Annotated in this window: 14 protein-coding genes, 1 tRNA gene and 2 pseudogenes; 9 read left to right on the top strand and 8 right to left on the bottom strand. The window is 68.9% G+C overall.

Annotation, left to right across the window (positions count from 1 at the left end):
- Position 1 precedes the first annotated feature (1 nt).
- Complete coding sequence (locus Prum_RS08805; RefSeq protein WP_173075505.1) at positions 2-1,285, top strand: tyrosine-protein kinase domain-containing protein; 1,284 nt, start codon at positions 2-4, stop codon at positions 1,283-1,285.
- 102 nt (positions 1,286-1,387) lie between these two features.
- Here the strand turns inward: Prum_RS08805 and Prum_RS08800 are convergent, their stop codons facing one another.
- Positions 1,388-1,912 carry an arsenate reductase/protein-tyrosine-phosphatase family protein gene (locus Prum_RS08800; RefSeq protein WP_173075503.1) on the bottom strand — a complete coding sequence of 175 codons (525 nt, stop codon included), beginning with the start codon at positions 1,910-1,912 and terminating at the stop codon, positions 1,388-1,390.
- Positions 1,913-1,930: 18 nt separating this feature from the next.
- On the opposite strand from Prum_RS08800, the gene Prum_RS08795 reads away from it, so the two are divergent.
- The gene (locus Prum_RS08795) at positions 1,931-2,566 is read left to right on the top strand and encodes a sugar transferase (protein ID WP_173075501.1); all 636 of its coding nucleotides are present in this window, start codon (positions 1,931-1,933) and stop codon (positions 2,564-2,566) included.
- 43 nt (positions 2,567-2,609) lie between these two features.
- On the opposite strand, the gene Prum_RS08790 is transcribed toward Prum_RS08795, so the two are convergent.
- Positions 2,610-2,683, bottom strand: a tRNA-Leu gene (locus tag Prum_RS08790).
- A 106-nt stretch (positions 2,684-2,789) separates the two neighbouring features.
- Here Prum_RS08790 and Prum_RS08785 point away from each other — a divergent pair.
- The 6 genes and pseudogenes from Prum_RS08785 (at position 2,790) to Prum_RS08760 (ending at position 8,496) form a co-directional block, all read left to right on the top strand.
- Positions 2,790-3,410: an ANTAR domain-containing response regulator gene (locus Prum_RS08785; protein ID WP_173075499.1), complete on the top strand. Its 621-nt coding sequence runs from the start codon at positions 2,790-2,792 to the stop codon at positions 3,408-3,410.
- Positions 3,411-3,608: 198 nt separating this feature from the next.
- Positions 3,609-4,784, top strand: coding sequence for a branched-chain amino acid ABC transporter substrate-binding protein (locus Prum_RS08780; RefSeq protein WP_173075497.1), 1,176 nt, complete (start codon positions 3,609-3,611; stop codon positions 4,782-4,784).
- Positions 4,785-4,880: 96 nt separating this feature from the next.
- Positions 4,881-5,851, top strand: a pseudogene (locus Prum_RS08775) (branched-chain amino acid ABC transporter permease).
- A 38-nt stretch (positions 5,852-5,889) separates the two neighbouring features.
- Positions 5,890-6,984, top strand: a complete 1,095-nt coding sequence (locus Prum_RS08770) for a branched-chain amino acid ABC transporter permease (protein WP_173083550.1) — start codon at positions 5,890-5,892, stop codon at positions 6,982-6,984.
- Positions 6,981-7,796, top strand: a complete 816-nt coding sequence (locus Prum_RS08765; protein WP_173075495.1) for an ABC transporter ATP-binding protein — start codon at positions 6,981-6,983, stop codon at positions 7,794-7,796. The genes Prum_RS08770 and Prum_RS08765 overlap by 4 nt, the downstream gene beginning before the upstream one ends.
- Positions 7,786-8,496: an ABC transporter ATP-binding protein gene (locus tag Prum_RS08760; RefSeq protein ID WP_173075493.1), complete on the top strand. Its 711-nt coding sequence runs from the start codon at positions 7,786-7,788 to the stop codon at positions 8,494-8,496. Before Prum_RS08765 ends, Prum_RS08760 begins: the two co-directional genes overlap by 11 nt.
- A gap of 36 nt (positions 8,497-8,532) precedes the next feature.
- On the opposite strand, the gene Prum_RS08755 is transcribed toward Prum_RS08760, so the two are convergent.
- Positions 8,533-9,327 carry an SAM-dependent methyltransferase gene (locus Prum_RS08755; protein WP_173075491.1) on the bottom strand — a complete coding sequence of 265 codons (795 nt, stop codon included), beginning with the start codon at positions 9,325-9,327 and terminating at the stop codon, positions 8,533-8,535.
- 106 nt (positions 9,328-9,433) lie between these two features.
- Here Prum_RS08755 and polA point away from each other — a divergent pair, with 106 nt between their 5' ends.
- Positions 9,434-12,124, top strand: coding sequence for a DNA polymerase I (polA, locus tag Prum_RS08750; RefSeq protein WP_173075489.1), 2,691 nt, complete (start codon positions 9,434-9,436; stop codon positions 12,122-12,124).
- A gap of 425 nt (positions 12,125-12,549) precedes the next feature.
- Here the strand turns inward: polA and Prum_RS08745 are convergent, their stop codons facing one another.
- From Prum_RS08745 to Prum_RS08730, 5 genes and pseudogenes are all read right to left on the bottom strand, one after another.
- Positions 12,550-13,221 (bottom strand): BON domain-containing protein, encoded by a 672-nt coding sequence (locus Prum_RS08745; protein WP_173075487.1) that lies wholly within the window; start codon positions 13,219-13,221, stop codon positions 12,550-12,552.
- Positions 13,222-13,428: 207 nt separating this feature from the next.
- Positions 13,429-13,635 carry an ANTAR domain-containing protein gene (locus Prum_RS49350; RefSeq protein ID WP_281368870.1) on the bottom strand — a complete coding sequence of 69 codons (207 nt, stop codon included), beginning with the start codon at positions 13,633-13,635 and terminating at the stop codon, positions 13,429-13,431.
- A gap of 82 nt (positions 13,636-13,717) precedes the next feature.
- A pseudogene (locus tag Prum_RS55000) lies at positions 13,718-13,957 on the bottom strand (GAF domain-containing protein); the annotation flags it as partial.
- 92 nt (positions 13,958-14,049) lie between these two features.
- A complete protein-coding gene (locus Prum_RS08735; RefSeq protein ID WP_173075485.1) occupies positions 14,050-14,544 on the bottom strand; it encodes a GAF domain-containing protein in 495 nt (164 codons plus the stop codon).
- 144 nt (positions 14,545-14,688) lie between these two features.
- Positions 14,689-15,552, bottom strand: coding sequence for a class I SAM-dependent methyltransferase (locus Prum_RS08730; protein ID WP_371871362.1), 864 nt, complete (start codon positions 15,550-15,552; stop codon positions 14,689-14,691).
- Positions 15,553-15,581: the final 29 nt, after the last annotated feature.

Here is a 15,581-nt window from a genome sequence, read left to right as displayed (position 1 = left end):
CGTGGAGCTACGCGAGGTTTTGCGCGCGACCCGTAGAAGCTGGTGGGTCGTGGCCACCATTACCGGGCTGGCCCTGGGGACGGTGGGCCTGCTGACGGTATTCGCCGTGCCCCAGTACGCGACCTCGGTCACGTTCTTCGTCACCACCCCCAGCCAAGGGCTTTCCGACGCGTACCAGGGCGGATTGTTCTCCCAGCAACGGGTGAAGTCGTACGCGAATCTGCTCGCCGGCGACCGGCTCGCCAGAAGCATTGCGGCCGAACCGTCCTTCGGCCTCACGCCGCGGGAGGTGCAGGAGCGAATCGAGGCACGCGTGGTCCCCGATACCGTGCTCTTGGAGGCGACGGTCACGGATGCCTCGAAGACCCGCTCACAGGAGCTCGCCTGGGCATTGGCGACGGGTTTCCGGAACTTGATCGAGGTGCTCGAGACGCCGCCGGGCCAAGCCACGGCCACCGTCAAGGTCGAGGTCGCCGCGGGGCCCACGCTGGACGAGAACCCGGTGTCGCCCAAGCCGGTGCGAAATCTCGGCTTGGCGGCGCTGCTCGGGCTGCTCGTCGGCGTTGGCGCGGCGGTCCTGCGGGAAACGCTTGATTCCACGGTGAAGTCATCGGATGAGCTCCGTGCGGCAACCGACGCTCCGACGCTGGCGGTCATTCCCTTCGATGCCAAGGCGACCGATGCTCCGCTGTTGACGGAGGCGGCATCCTGCTCGCGCGGCGAATCGCTGCGTCATCTGCGGACCAACCTGCAGTTCGCCGATGTCGACGGGCCGGTGCGCACGCTGGTCGTCACCAGCGCCCTACCCGGTGAGGGAAAGTCGACCACGGCGGTGAACACGGCGATCACGTTCGCCCAGGCCGACAAGCGCGTGCTGCTGATAGATGCCGACCTTCGTCGCCCGAAGGTGGCCGAGTATCTCGATCTCGAGGGTGCGATTGGACTGTCCAATGTGCTGGCCGGGCAGGTCGACGTCGCCGATGTGGTGCAACGCTGGGGCCGGCACCAGCTGTGGGTGCTGCCAAGCGGATCGGTGCCGCCCAACCCGAGCGAATTGCTCGGCTCCAGGGCGATGGCGCAGCTGCTCGCGCAGCAACTGGAGCACTACGACCTCATCGTCGTCGACACGCCGCCCTTGGTGCCGGTCACGGACGCCGCGGTGCTGGCCGCGATGGCGGATGGGCGGTGGTGGTCGCTCGCTCGGGCAAGACACCCGTGGCACAGATCAGGACCGGACTCGCCCGGCTGCGGGCCGTCGACGCCAGGGTGCTCGGCTGCGTCCTGAACATGCAGGTGACGAAGGCGGACGCGGGTTACTACAGCTACTACGGCCAGCAGCCCGACGGCCGGCACCGGACGAAGCCGAGCGACGCCGGTATCGATCTGGTCAGGGCAGCTTGACGACGGCGAGGACGGAACGGAGGCTGCGCCGCGTCAACCGCATGCAGGCTCGCATGTCGTCGAGCGTTCCGTGTACCGGATCGGCGATCTCATCGTGCGAAGTCGGCACGGGTTGGATGTTGCCGCGCACCGCGGTCACCGCCGCCAGCACACTGTCCACATCGGTGAGTCCACGCAATCCGGTCGCGTCGAGGAGCCGGGCGAATTGCCGGAGCGTGAAGACTCTGCCCAGCTGCCGCGGCGCCAAGCGGGTACACGCGGCGCGCTGTTCCCTGGTCGCGGTCAAGGTGAGGGTGGCGGCGGCGGCAAGACTCGAATCGAGCGTCCGGCTGCGGAAGCTCGACGCGTCGATCCCCTCCTCGGCGAGGGCGCTCATGGCGTGGGGATGCATGGTGCGGCCGGCGACCGCGTGCGTGCCGGCGCTGACCACCGTGCCGCCAGCGGTGCTCCGCGCAAGAAACTCGGCCATCGGCGAACGGCACAGATTGCCTTGGCAGACAAACAGCAGCACGAATCAACATGGTAGAGGATGAATAGTCGCAATTACGTCAAGCGCGCGATGGACATCGTCGTCGGCGGCCTGATGCTCGTGGTTCTCGCACCCGTCATGGCGGCGGTCGCCGGTGCGCTGCTCGCCTTTTCGGGTCGACCGGTTCTCTTCCGGCAGGTGCGTCCCGGGCTGCACCAGGTCCCCTGGACCATGTGCAAGTTCCGCACGATGCGGCCCGCCCGCGACCGCGCCGAGTTCTGGCACGGCGATGACGAACGTACGACGAAGCTCGGCCGGTTTCTTCGCCGTACCAGCCTCGACGAGCTGCCGCAGTTGGTGCATGTGGTGACCGGGCGGATGAGCCTGGTCGGACCGCGCCCACTGCTCGTGGAGTACCTGCCGCGCTACAGCGCGCACCATCTGCGGCGCCATGAGGTGCGGCCGGGCATCACGGGTCTGGCTCAGGTCAGCGGGCGCAGCCGGCTCACGCTGGGACAGCGGCTCGATCTCGATGTGCGCTACGTCGACGAGTGGTCGCTGTGGCTGGACATCCGGATTCTGTGCCGGACCCTGACCGTGCCGTTCCAGACCGGGCACGCCACGGGGCAGACCATCGCGGACATCGACGATGTGAACCTATGCGGCGACAGGGAAGAGGAGATCGCCAGTCGGTAAACCGGGCTATTCCGGCACTAACTGGACATACCTCTCTTTTCTGTGCCCCCGGTGGGATTCGAACCCACACTGTCGGAGGTTTGAGCTCCGTTCCTCTGCCGGTTGGGATACGGGGACGTTCGGTCGGGTCTGGGACTGGCCGGCATCAGCGTACCCATTACGCTGAGGGCGGCGGCACCCGACCGGTGGGGGTGTCGAAAGAAAGCGCGAGGGGTAGGGGTTCGTGGCCGACACGCAGGCGGGTGCCGAGCGCAGGCGGGTACTGATCGCCGAGGACGAGGCGCTTATCCGCCTGGACCTGGCCGAGATGCTGGTCGAAGAGGGCTACGACGTGGTCGGCGAGGCCGGCGACGGTGAGACCGCCGTGCGGCTGGCGCTGGACCTGAAGCCCGATCTCGTCATCCTCGACATCAAGATGCCGATCATGGACGGCCTGGCGGCCGCCGAGCGGATCGCGGGCGAGCGGATCGCGCCGGTCGTCATCCTGACCGCGTTCAGCCAGCGCGACCTCGTCGAGCGGGCCCGGGCGGCCGGCGCGATGGCGTACCTCGTCAAGCCCTTCCAGAAGAGCGACCTGGTCCCGGCGATCGAGGTGGCGCTGTCCCGGTACCAGGAGATCGCGGCGCTGGAGTCCGAGGTCGCCGGGCTGACCGACCGGCTGGAGACCCGCAAGGCGGTGGAGCGCGCCAAGGGCATGCTCATGACGACGTACGGGATGACCGAGCCGCAGGCGTTCAAGTGGATCCAGCGGACGGCGATGGACCACCGCATGACCATGCGTGAGGTGGCCGAGCGGATCCTGACCGAGACGCCAGGCGAGGCTTCCGACCAGCCCGGACAGTAACGCCATATGACAGCTTTAACGTCAGACTGAGCACGCTACGTAACGGTTTCGTCAACCCCTCAGCCAAGACCTTACGAGGTGCCCGCCTGGTGGGATAACGTCCCCGCGCAGACCGAGATACCGGTCGGGCTCGTCTGTCCCGCAAGAGCCAATCGGCAGTGGGTGGTTCGGGCCAATTGATGGAGGAGGGTTCGAGCCTTGAGGCAGAAGCTCGCGCGGGCGTTCGGTGGCATCGCCATCGCCGCCCTCGTATTCGGTGGCGCGGCCGCGTGTCAGGCCGGAGAAGACGATGACACCGGTGGCAGCGGCACCAGCGCTGCCTGCGGTTTGAAGATCGGATTCTTCGGCGCGCTCACCGGTGACGCGGCCGGCTTGGGTATTCACATGCGCAATGGCACGAAGTTGGCCATTGACCAGTACAACAAGGAAAACGCCGACTGCACCGTCGAGCTGCAGGAGTACGACTCGCAGGGCGACCCGGCCAAGGCCCCGGCCCTGGCGACGCAGGCGGCGGGCGACCAGAAGGTCATCGCCATCATCGGCCCGGCCTTCTCGGGTGAGTCGGAGGTCGCCAACCCGATCTTCCAGTCGGCCACGCTTCCGATCATCACCCCGTCGGCGACCCGTCCGAGCCTGAGCACCAAGGGCTGGACGATCTTCCACCGGGGTGTCGGCAACGACGAGTCGCAGGGCCCGGCCGCCGGCCGCTACATCCAGAACGTGATGAAGGCCGAGAAGGTGTACGTCGTCGACGACCAGTCGGCGTACGGCGCCGGCCTGGCGGACGAGGTCAAGAAGGTCCTCGGCGCGGCTGTCGTGGGCACCGACAAGGTCCAGGTCAAGCAGACCAACTTCTCCGCGGTCGTCACCAAGATCCGTGGCAGCGGCGCGACGGCGCTGTTCTTCGGTGGCTACTACACCGAGGCCGGCCTGCTGCTCAAGCAGCTCAAGGGTGCGGGCTGGACCGGCACGATGGTCGCCGGCGACGGCGTCAACGACGCCAACTTCGTCTCGGTGGCCGGCCAGGCCAACGCCGAGGGCACGATCCTGACCTGCCCGTGCGCGCCGGCGACGGCCGCCAAGGGCACGTTCGTGACCGACTACAAGGCGGCGTTCGACAACGCCGAGCCGGGCACCTACGCGGACGTGTCGTACGACATCACCAAGATCGTCCTTGAGGGTCTGAAGGACGGCAAGGCGACCCGCGCCGACATGCTCGCCTGGATCAACGGCTACAACAAGGCGGGCCCCGCCACGGGCGTGACCTACAAGTTCGAGAGCAACGGCGAGCTTGACCCGACCCAGGTGATCGTCTGGGCGTTCAAGGTGCAGGCCGGCAAGGTGGTTCCGGACGTCGAGATCCCCAAGGCCTGACGGTCTAGTACGGGACTCCGAGTGATCGGGTGCGGCCGGGAGCAGGCGCTCCCGGCCGCACTTGACTTTGCATAAGACCTTCTCCTGGAGCACTACTTGGACTTCGACGGCTTGCTGCGGGACTTCCCCGACCTGACCATCACCGGGCTGGAGCAGGGCGCCATCTACGCGCTCGTGGCCCTCGGCTATACGCTGGTGTACGGCGTCCTGCGGCTCATCAACTTCGCGCACTCCGAGGTCTTCATGATCGGCACCATTGCCGCCATGGGGGTCTGGCAGGCGCTCGGATACGACCAAAACTCGGCGATCAACGGCTTCGGCATGGTGATGTGGTTGCTGATCACCGGCCTCATCGCCGCGGTGATCGGCTCCACGGCGACCGCCGTGGTGGTGGAAAGGGTGGCCTACCGGCCGCTGCGCCGGCGGAACGCACCCCCCTGGCGTTCCTGATCACCGCGATCGGCGCGTCGTTCGTGCTCGCCGAGTCGGTCGGCCTCTTCAGCGACAACCTCGGCATCGGTGGTGAGCGCGCGCCGTTCGGCATGGTCGACGTGATTCACCAGAAGGACGTCATCTCCATCGGCGCCTGGCACATCACCAACACCCAGTTGCTGGTGGTGCTGTCCGCGCTCGGGATGCTGGTCGCGCTGGACATGTTCGTCAACCGCAGCCGGCTCGGCCGGGGCATCCGGGCGGTGGCCCAGGATCCGGACACCGCCGCCCTCATGGGTGTGAACAAGGACCGGGTCATCCTGCTCGTCTTCGTGATCGGCGGCATCATGGCCGGCGCCGCCGCCCTGCTATGGAACGTCACCTACGGTTTCAGCCGCTTCAACGTCGGCTTCCTGATCGGGCTCAAGGCGTTCTCCGCCGCGGTACTGGGCGGGATCGGCAACCTGCGCGGGGCACTCGTCGGCGGCCTGCTGCTCGGCGTCGTCGAAAACTACGCCTCCGGCCTGTTCGGCACGGAGTGGAAAGACTTCACCGGCTTCGTCGTACTGATCGTGCTGCTGATGTTCCGGCCGACCGGTCTGCTGGGCGAGTCGCTGGGGAGGGCGCGGGCATGAACGCACACGTGGACAAGGTCCGGTCGCGGGGCAACGCGATGCGTACCCGGTGGCAGAACATGCCGAAGCAGGTGCGCTGGGTGGCGATGGCCGCCCTGATCATCTTCCTCTACCTGCTGCCGAACAAGTGGTTCTACGTCAACCTGTGGTACTTCCGGACGATGGAATCGGACATGGCCACGGTCCTGTTCGACACCGCCATCTTCGTGCTCCTCGCCGTCGGGCTGAACGTGGTGGTCGGCTTCGCCGGCCTGCTCGACCTGGGGTATTTCGGCTTCTTCGCGGTCGGCGCGTACACCGTGGCGATCCTGACGTCGCCGGAGAGCCGGTTCGACATCGGCTGGCCGTGGCTGCTGGCGGTGCCCGCGGCCATCGCGGTCACCATGCTCTCGGGCGTCATCCTGGGCGGTCCGACGCTGCGATTGCGCGGCGACTATCTGGCGATCGTCACGCTCGGCTTCGCCGAGATGATCCGCCTGTACGCCGCCCGCAACGAGGGCATCGCGAACGGCCAGCGGGGCATCCCGCAGATCCCGCACCCGGTGCCGCAGTTGAAGGACAGCGCCGGTGACCCGATCTTCGGGGTGATCGACCCGCGGCCGTATTACTGGCTGACCCTTACGATCATCATCTTCGTGATCCTCGGCATGCGAAACCTCAGCCGCAGCCGGGTCGGCCGGGCCTGGGTGTCCATCCGGGAAGACGAGGACGCGGCGCAGATCATGGGCGTGCCCACGTTCAAGTACAAGCTGTGGGCGTTCGCGATCGGTGCGGCGGTCGGCGGCCTGTCCGGCGCGCTCTTCGCCGGAAAGCAGAACTTCATCAACTCCGACAGCTTCCTGCTGGAAAACTCGATCCTGGTGCTGGCGGCGGTCATCCTCGGCGGGGCGGGCAACATCGCCGGCGCGGTGGTGGGCGCGTTCATCACCTGGTACCTGCCGGAGTGGCTGCGGGGCATCGGCGGCACTCTCGGTCTGGAAGTCAACATCGCCGAGTACCGGATCCTGATCTTCGGTCTCGTGCTGATCGTGATGATGATCTTCCGGCCGCAGGGCATCCTGCCCAGCAAACGTCGGGCGGCGGAGTTCGCCGACCGGCGTAAGGAGGCCGCACCGACGGAGGCGAGCGCATGACCGAGACCGAGACGGACACCGTCACCGAGCCCGCGGCCGCCCGGGAGGCGCTGCTCGAGGTCGACCACGTCACCCTGCGGTTCGGCGGCGTGGTCGCGCTCAACGACGTCGACTTCACCCTGTACAAGGGCGAGATCCTCGGGCTCATCGGGCCCAACGGCGCCGGCAAGACCACCTGCTTCAACGCGATGACCGGGGTCTACACGCCGACCGAAGGGGAGATCCGCTTCAGCGGCCAGAAGATCAGCGGCAAGGCCCGACACAAGATCACCCAGCTGGGCATCGCCCGGACGTTCCAGAACATCCGGCTCTTCCCGGAGATGACCGCGCTGGAGAACGTGATGGTCGGCGCCGACGCGCACCACAAGACCAGCGTGATCTCGGCGCTGTTCCGGCTGCCGAGGTTCTGGCGGGAGGAGCGGACCGGGCGCGACCGCGCGCACGACCTGCTCCGGTTCGTCGGTGTCGAGCGGCCGGGCGAGTTGGCGCGCAACCTGTCGTACGGCGAGCAGCGGCGCCTGGAGATCGCGCGGGCGCTGGCGACCAGCCCGACCCTGCTCTGCCTGGACGAGCCGGCCGCCGGCTTCAACCCGGCGGAGAAGGACTCCCTCCTCAAGCTCATCCGCAAGATCCGCGACACCGGCGTCACGGTGCTGCTGATCGAGCACGACATGCGCCTGGTCATGGGGGTCACCGACCGGATCGTGGTGCTGGAGTTCGGCAAGAAGATCGCCGAGGGCCTGCCCATCGAGGTTCGGGACAACCCGGCCGTGATCGCCGCGTACCTGGGAGTGCCGACCGATGCTGCTTGAGATCGAGAACCTGACCCTGCTGTACGGCCGCATCCAGGCCCTGCACGGCATCAGCCTGCATGTGAACGAGGGCGAGGTGGTGGCGCTCATCGGCGCGAACGGCGCCGGCAAGACCACCACCATGCGGGCGATCTCCGGGCTGCGTCCGGTGGCGTCCGGCAAGATCACGTTCGACGGCCACGACATCACCAAGACCCGCGCCGACCTGCGGGTGATCCGCGGCATCGGCCAGGCGCCCGAGGGCCGGGGCATCTTCCCCGGCATGACGGTGCAGGAAAACCTGGAGATGGGCGCGTACACCCGGCGGGACCGGTCGGCCATCAGCGGAGACCTGGCGATGGTCTTCGACCTCTTCCCGCGGCTCAAGGAGCGCGAACGCCAGGCCGGCGGCACGCTCTCCGGCGGTGAGCAGCAGATGCTGGCCGTCGGGCGGGCCATGATGACCCGGCCGAAGCTGCTGCTGCTGGACGAGCCGTCGATGGGTCTCGCGCCGATGCTGATCCAGCAGATCTTCGAGATCATCACGCGGATCAACGAGCAGGGCACGACCGTCCTGCTCGTGGAGCAGAACGCCCAGCAGGCGCTGTCCCGGGCACACCGGGGCTACGTGCTGGAGACCGGGCGGATCGTCAAGGAGGGCTCCGGTCAGGACCTCCTGCACGACCCGGCGGTCAAGGAGGCGTACCTGGGCGTCGCCTAGGGCCTGCTAATTGGTGCGTGGGCCGCCAAGCTCTGCTCAGGGCTTGCGGCCCACGCCCGCGTACGACGGCATGAGCTCGTCGACATCCTCGTCGGCGTGCCACCGGGCCGGGTCGACCAGGCCCGGCTCGACCAGCTCCAGCCCGGCGAAGAAGCGGGCGACCTGCTCGCCGGTGCGCAGCGCGACCGGGTTGGCGCGCGTGTACATGTCGGCGACGGCCTGCTCCTGCGGCGTCAGCGCGCGTGTCGGCGCTCCCACCTGGGAGATGGCCAGGTAGCTGCCCGGCACGACCGCGTCGCGCAGCCGGCCCACGAGGGCCGCCGGGTCGTCCGCGTCCGGGACGAAGTGCAGCACGGCCACGATCAGCACCGCGACCGGCTGGCTGAGGTCGAGGGTCGCGTTGAGCCGCGGGTTGGCGAGGATGGCGTCGGTGTCGCGGATGTCGGCCTGGAGCACGGTCACCCGCTCGTCGTCCTCGACCAGCGCCCGGCTGTGCGCGACGGCGACCGGGTCGGCGTCGAGGTAGACCACGCGGGCGTCCGGCGCGACCCGGTGGGCCGCCTCGTGCACGTTGCCGACCGTCGGGATGCCCGAACCCAGATCCAGGAACTGCCGGATGCCGGCCGCCGCGAGGAACTTCACCGCGCGGCGCAGGAAGCCCCGGTTGGCGTGCGCGGAGATCCGCAGCTGCGGGGCGACGGCGAGCACCTGCTCGGCCATCTGCCGGTCGATCGCGAAGTTGTGCAGGCCGCCGAGCATGTAGTCGTAGATCCGGGCGGTGCTCGGCCGCTCCAGGTCGATCTCGGGCGGCGCCCACGCCGGCCGGTCCATCGGTGCCTCCCTCTATCTGCCTGTCGGCGGACACCTTACGGGCTTCGGGCCGGCTCCGCGTGCCCGTGGCCGAGAGTGTCGGGGGTGCGGACTAGAGTCGCATTCTGTGACAGAGTCAACGCCGCGCCTGCTCCTGCTCGACGGGCACTCGCTCGCATACCGGGCGTTCTTCGCCCTGCCGGTGGAAAACTTCTCCACCCAGACGGGACAGCCGACCAACGCGGTCTTCGGGTTCACGTCGATGCTGATCAACATGCTGCGTGACGAGCGGCCCACGCACATCATCGTGTCGTTCGACGTGTCGCGGCAGTCGTTCCGCACCGAGCGGTACGCGGAGTACAAGGCCGGCCGCGCGGAGACGCCGGCGCCGTTCCAGGGGCAGGTGAGCCTGGTCAAGGAGGTGCTCGACGCGCTGCGGATCCCGGTGGTGGAAAAGCCGGGCTACGAGGCCGACGACGTGATCGGCACGCTGACCAAGCAGGGCCGCGCGGCCGGCATGGAGGTGGTGATCAGCACCGGCGACCGCGACGCGTTCCAGCTGGTCGACGAGCACGTGACCGTGCTCTACCCGGTGCGCGGCGTCTCCGAGGTCTGGCGGATGAACCCGGAGGCGGTCGAGGCGAAGTACTTCGTGCCGCCGTCGCAGTACCGCGACAAGGCGGCCCTGGTCGGCGAGGCCAGCGACAACCTGCCCGGCGTCCCCGGGGTGGGCGACAAGACCGCCGCCAAGTGGATCAAGGAGTACGGCGGGCTGGACGGCATCGTCGCCAACGCCGACAAGATCAAGGGCAAGGCCGGCGACAACCTGCGCGCCAACCTGGCCAACGTCCTGCGCAACTACGAGATCAACGAGCTCGTGTGCGACCTGGAGCTGCCGCTGCGCCCCGAGGACGCGCGCTGGCAGGGCTGGGACCGCGAGGCGGTGCACCAGGTCTTCGACGCGCTGGAGTTCCGGGTCCTGCGCGAGCGGCTCTACCAGTACCTCGACGCCGTCGAGCCGGAGGCCGAGGCCGGGTTCGACCTCGACGGGTCCGTCCTGGCCGGTGGCGAGGTCGCGGCCTGGCTGGAGTCGTACGCGCCGGCCGGCACGCCGATCGGCGTCGCCGTGGCCGGGCGGTTCGGCCGGGGCACGGGCGAGGTGACCGGCGTCGCGCTGGCCACGGGCGACGGTCCGGCCGCGTGGTTCGATCCGGCCGAGCTGGACGAGGCCGACGAGGCCGCGGTCGGCGCCTGGCTCGCCGACGCCAAGCGGCCCAAGGTGATCCACGACAGCAAGCCGGCGCTGCTCGGGTTCCTGGCCCGTGGCTGGAAGATGCACGGGACCACCCGCGACACCGCGATCGCGGCCTACCTGGCGCGACCCGACCAGCGCACGTACGACCTGACCGACCTGGCCCTGCGCTACCTGCACCGCGAGCTGCGGGTCGACGCGCCGGAGACCGGCCAGCTCACGTTCGAGGGGCTGGGCGACGACGGCCAGGCGGTCGAGCAAAACCTGATGCTCCGCGCCCGGGCCACCCTCGACCTGGCCGAGGCGATCGACGCCGAGCTGTCCCGCGACGGTGAGCTGTCCGCGCGGCTGATGGCCGAGGTCGAGCTGCCGCTGGTCGAGGTGCTCGCCGAGATGGAGCGCACCGGCATCACCGCCGACACCGATTACCTGTCCGACCTGGAGAGCCACTTCGCGGCCGAGGTGAAGGCGGCGGCTCAGGCGGCGTACGCGGTGGTGGGGCGCGAGTTCAACCTCGGCTCGCCCAAGCAGCTGCAGGAGATCCTGTTCGGCGAGCTGGACCTGCCGAAGACCAAGCGCATCAAGAGCGGCTACACGACCGACGCCGACGCGCTGCAGAGCCTGTTCGCGCAGACCGGGCACCCGCTGCTGGAGCACCTGCTGCGGCACCGCGACGTGGCCAAACTCAAGTCCACTGTGGATGGCCTGCTCAAGTCGGTGTCCGACGACGGGCGCATCCACACGACGTACTTCCAGACCGTCGCGGCCACCGGGCGCCTGTCGTCGACCGACCCCAACCTGCAGAACATCCCGATCCGTACGCAGGAGGGCCGGCGGATCCGGCGGGCGTTCGTGGTGGGCTCCGGCTACGAGTGCCTGATGAGCGCCGACTACAGCCAGATCGAGATGCGCATCATGGCCGACCTGTCCAAGGACGAGGCGCTGATCGACGCGTTCAACTCCGGCGCCGACTTCCACGCGGCGACGGCGTCGTCGGTGTTCAGCATCCCGCTGACGGAGGTCACCGCCGACCACCGCCGCAAGATCAAGGCGATGAACTACGGCCTGGCGTACGGGCTGTCGGTCTACGGGCTGTCCCAGCAGCTCGGCATCCCGACCGAAGAGGCGCGGGCGCTGATGGACGAGTACTTCGAGCGGTTCGGCGGGGTACGCGACTACCTGCAGGCGGTGGTGGGGCAGGCCCGGCAGGACGGCTACACGGAGACCATCCTCGGCCGCCGGCGCTACCTGCCCGACCTGATCAGCGACAACCGGCAGCGCCGGGAGATGGCCGAGCGGATGGCCCTCAACGCCCCGATCCAGGGGTCGGCCGCCGACATCATCAAGGTGGCGATGCTGCACGTCGACACCGCGCTGCGCGGCGCCGGGCTGCGCTCCCGGATGCTGCTCCAGGTGCACGACGAGCTGGTGTTCGAGGTGGCGCCGGGCGAGCGTGAGGCCCTCGAAGCGCTGGTACGCCAGGAGATGGGCAACGCGTACCCGCTGTCCGTGCCGCTGGAGGTCTCGGTCGGCGTCGGCCACGACTGGAACAGCGCCGACCACTAGCCGCCCGGCGCGCCGCCGCCCCGCGGCGCGCCGATCAAGCTCAGCGGCCGGTTGGTGGGATGTTCGAGGTCTTGTCCGAGCGCCTGATCTTCTTCATCCTCTTCTCGGCCCGCTTCTCCTTCAACGTCCTACCCTGCTTCTTCAGGTTGGCCTTTTGCGGAGACTTGTCGGACATCGTGGTCCCTTCATCTGGCAGCCGCGGCTACCGGCAGGTCACGTGGACCTCAAACTCGCGCGGGGGGTGCGTCCGCTGATGCGGACTGTCACGCCACCGGGGTCCGGAGCGGCGCCCTCACACTACGCCCGTCGGGGCCTGCGGTGCCGCTTGCTGGTGAACGGACGACAGGGCCGGCCGACGCGACTGAGTCACGTTGGCCGGCCCTGCCCGAGGGGGATTGAACTGTCGTGCCGTGTGGGATGGTGGCTCAGGAAGTGATGGCGAGGTGGTTCTTCACGCTGGTCACGCCCGATGCCGCCCACGCTACGTAGCCCGCCTGACGGCGCTCGGCCCACGACTGGACAGAACCGTTCAGGGTGACCTCTCCGCCGTTGACGTTGACGATGATCTTGCCGGAGTCGAGCTGCGCGTTGCGCAGGATCGCTGCCTCGATCGCGGCCTTCGCCTCGGACGCCGGCGCGGTCGTGGTCAGCGAGATGCTGTTGGTGACCGCAGTGACGCCCTTGAGGTACATGACCGCGCGGGCGGCAGCCTCGCGCTGGTACTGCCACTTGACGGTCCCCGACAGAGTGAGAGTGTGATTGCGAACGTCGGCCTTGACCGAGTCCGACGGCACGTCGACCGCCCAGTTGAGCATCTGCTTGGCTGCCTCGGCGATATCGGTGTCCTTCGCGCCGGACATGCCCGGGTCACGTACCACCACCATGTCATCGGTGACGGCCTTGACGCCCCACACGCGCAGAGCCGATCGCTTCGCCGCATGGCGCTCGGGCAGGCTGTCAACCTCGCCGGAGAGTGTCACGACGCCGCTGTTCGTCGATACGCTGAGCCGCGCGGCGTCGATGCTGGGGTTGTACAGCAGCTCGTCGGTGACGTTAGTGTGAAGTTCGTTGTCGCTCCTATGGATCGTCTGTGTCATGTGCCAACCATGGCCTTCCGGCGAGAAACATGCCACGCCGTTTGCTGGTTATCTGAATAAATCTTCAAATTCGTTCATAAGTGCATGCGTATAAGGGGTTATGGTCGCCTATTCGGCACGACATTGTTCGTCACCGTAGAACCGCATGGTGAGGAGGTGCCGCCCCCGGGTGAGGAGCGCCGCGATGAGCGGGGCCGGCCGCGGGTGTCAGCGGGGCGGGTTGGCAACCGTCGCCGGCGGAATCTGTTCGGTGCCGTCGACGATGGCTTGAGCGAGGTCGGACAGGCGCCGGTTGTGGTTGCGGGCGTCGCCGCGCAGCAGTGTGAAGGCTTCGGCCATGTCCAGCTTGAGGCGTTCGGCCAGGACGCCCTTGGCCTGCTCGATCAGGACGCGGCTGCGCAACGCGGTTTGCAACTGCTCGGTGAGGGCGTCGCGCGCCGATGATCTCCGTGCGTAGGCGCATGGGCATCGCGTGCACGGCGACGAAGCCGACCTCCGCGGCGGCGGCGGTGAAGGCTGGCCAGCGGCCGGCCGAGGGTAGGTCGGCGACCGACACGGGTTGGCCGGTGCGGAAGCAGTCCACGCATGGGCCTTGGTCGGTCTGGAGCTGGAAGAGCTCGAGCAGCCTGGTCCGTTCGGAGGAGGCGGCCACCACCTGCAGCGTGTCCCGCTGGTCGGTCAGCAGCAGCCCGGCCGCCGAGACGCCCAGCAGTTGGACACATCGCTCGGTCAACACGTGCAGGAAGTCGATCACGTCCGCCGTCGCCTTCTTCGGCGACGGGGTCCCGCTCGAACCGTAGGCGTCGGGCGACCACGTCCCCGGCGACGTCACGCAGCCGCCGGTCGTGGGCGTACGCGTAGGCCCGCAGCCGGAGGAGAGCCACCGCCGCCGTCCAGGCCACCGGGCTGGGCGCGGTAGAGGCCCATGACGCCGACCAGGATCGCGCCGACCTGCAGGGGCAGCGCGAACACCGCACGTGCCCCGGCGTGCGTCGCCGCTGGCGCGAACACCGGCCACCGGGCCAGGCACCACGGGGTCGTCAGGTCGGCGACCAGCGCCGGGCCGCCGGTGACGGTGTCCACGCCCGGGCCCTCGCCGAGCGTCAGGGCCAACTCGTCCACCTCCGAGGCGACCTGGTCGCTGGCGTACACCAGCTCGCGTGGGCCGGTGCTGAGCACCACAGTGACGGCGGCGCCGTCCACGCCGACGGCCGACACCGCCGTGGCGCAGACGGGTGCGACCGTGACCGGTCCGCCCTGGGCGTGTTCGACGACCTGGCTCCACAGCGACATCCTGCGATCGGCGTTCATCGCGCCGCCCATCCGGACACCGCGCCAACCGAAGGTGGTTCCACGAGGGCGCCTCCGATACCTCAACGGTTCGTGAGGGCCGCGACGGGCACGTGACGTAGGACAAGGACCGGGTCGAACGCGACTGGCTCCTCGGGCGGCTTGTCACCGCCCCGCCTACGCCCGGTGCCCCGGGCTTCGTTCGGGCTGGGCGGGCTTCGCCGCGACGTAGATGGCGGTGCCGGGGAAGAGGCGGCCGCGCAGGGGGCTCCACTGGCCCCAGAGCTGCTCGTGGTCCTCGGGCCACTCGGGTTCGATCAGGTCGCGCAGGACGAAGCCGGCCGCCACCAGCTCGCGTACCCGGTCGCCGAGGGTGCGGTGCTGCTCGACGTACGTGGGGACGCCCGCCTCGTCCTGCTCGACGTAGGGGCTGCGGTCGAAGTACGAGTGCACGGCGACCAGGCCCCGCTCGCCCGGGTCGTCCAGGAAGATCCAGCGCATCGGGTGGGTGACCGAGAAGACCCAGCGGCCGCCGGGGCGGAGCACCCGGTGGACCTCGCGCATCGCGGCGGCCGAGTCGTCGACGAACGGGATCGCCCCGAACGCTGTGCACGCGATGTCGAACGACCGGTCGGGGAACGGCAGCGCCAGCGCGTCGGCCTGCACGAGCGGCACCCGTACCCCGGAAGTGTCGGCGGCGTGCGCGGCGTGCCGCAGCATGCCGGCGGACAGGTCGAAGGCGACCACCTGGGCGCCCTGGGTGGCGAGCCACCGGGCGGCGGCCGCGGCGCCGCAGCCGACCTCGAGGATGCGCCGGCCGGCGACGTCGCCGAGCAGCCGGGCGTCCGCCTCGCGCAGGCCCTCCGGGCACCACACGAAGTCTACGTCGCCGAGGAACTCGCCGTGTTCGGCCTGGTAGTTGTCGGCGTCGAGGTCCCACCAGCGGCGGTTGGCGCGGCGGGTCTGGGCGTCGGTCACCGGGTGGCGGCCGACCCGCTCGTCCTCGTCGATCACGCGCGCCACAGTAGCGGTATGACACAGGACACATCACGGCGACATCCAGGACATTT

The organism is Phytohabitans rumicis, from assembly GCF_011764445.1.
GTDB classification, from domain to species: Bacteria; Actinomycetota; Actinomycetes; order Mycobacteriales; family Micromonosporaceae; genus Phytohabitans; species Phytohabitans rumicis.
The sequence above is the reverse complement of the archived record's forward strand: the minus strand, read 5'-3'. Positions and strand labels throughout refer to the sequence as shown.

Coding starts and splice junctions, on each gene's coding strand:
- Prum_RS08795 (WP_173075501.1), top strand. CDS start 1,931: ATGAATAGTCGCAATTACGTCAAGCGCGCGATGGACATCGTCGTCGGC.
- Prum_RS08770 (WP_173083550.1), top strand. CDS start 5,890: ATGCGTACCCGGTGGCAGAACATGCCGAAGCAGGTGCGCTGGGTGGCG.
- Prum_RS08765 (WP_173075495.1), top strand. CDS start 6,981: ATGACCGAGACCGAGACGGACACCGTCACCGAGCCCGCGGCCGCCCGG.
- Prum_RS08760 (WP_173075493.1), top strand. CDS start 7,786: ATGCTGCTTGAGATCGAGAACCTGACCCTGCTGTACGGCCGCATCCAG.
- Prum_RS08755 (WP_173075491.1), bottom strand. CDS start 9,327: ATGGACCGGCCGGCGTGGGCGCCGCCCGAGATCGACCTGGAGCGGCCG.
- Prum_RS08745 (WP_173075487.1), bottom strand. CDS start 13,221: ATGACACAGACGATCCATAGGAGCGACAACGAACTTCACACTAACGTC.
- Prum_RS08735 (WP_173075485.1), bottom strand. CDS start 14,544: ATGGGCGGCGCGATGAACGCCGATCGCAGGATGTCGCTGTGGAGCCAG.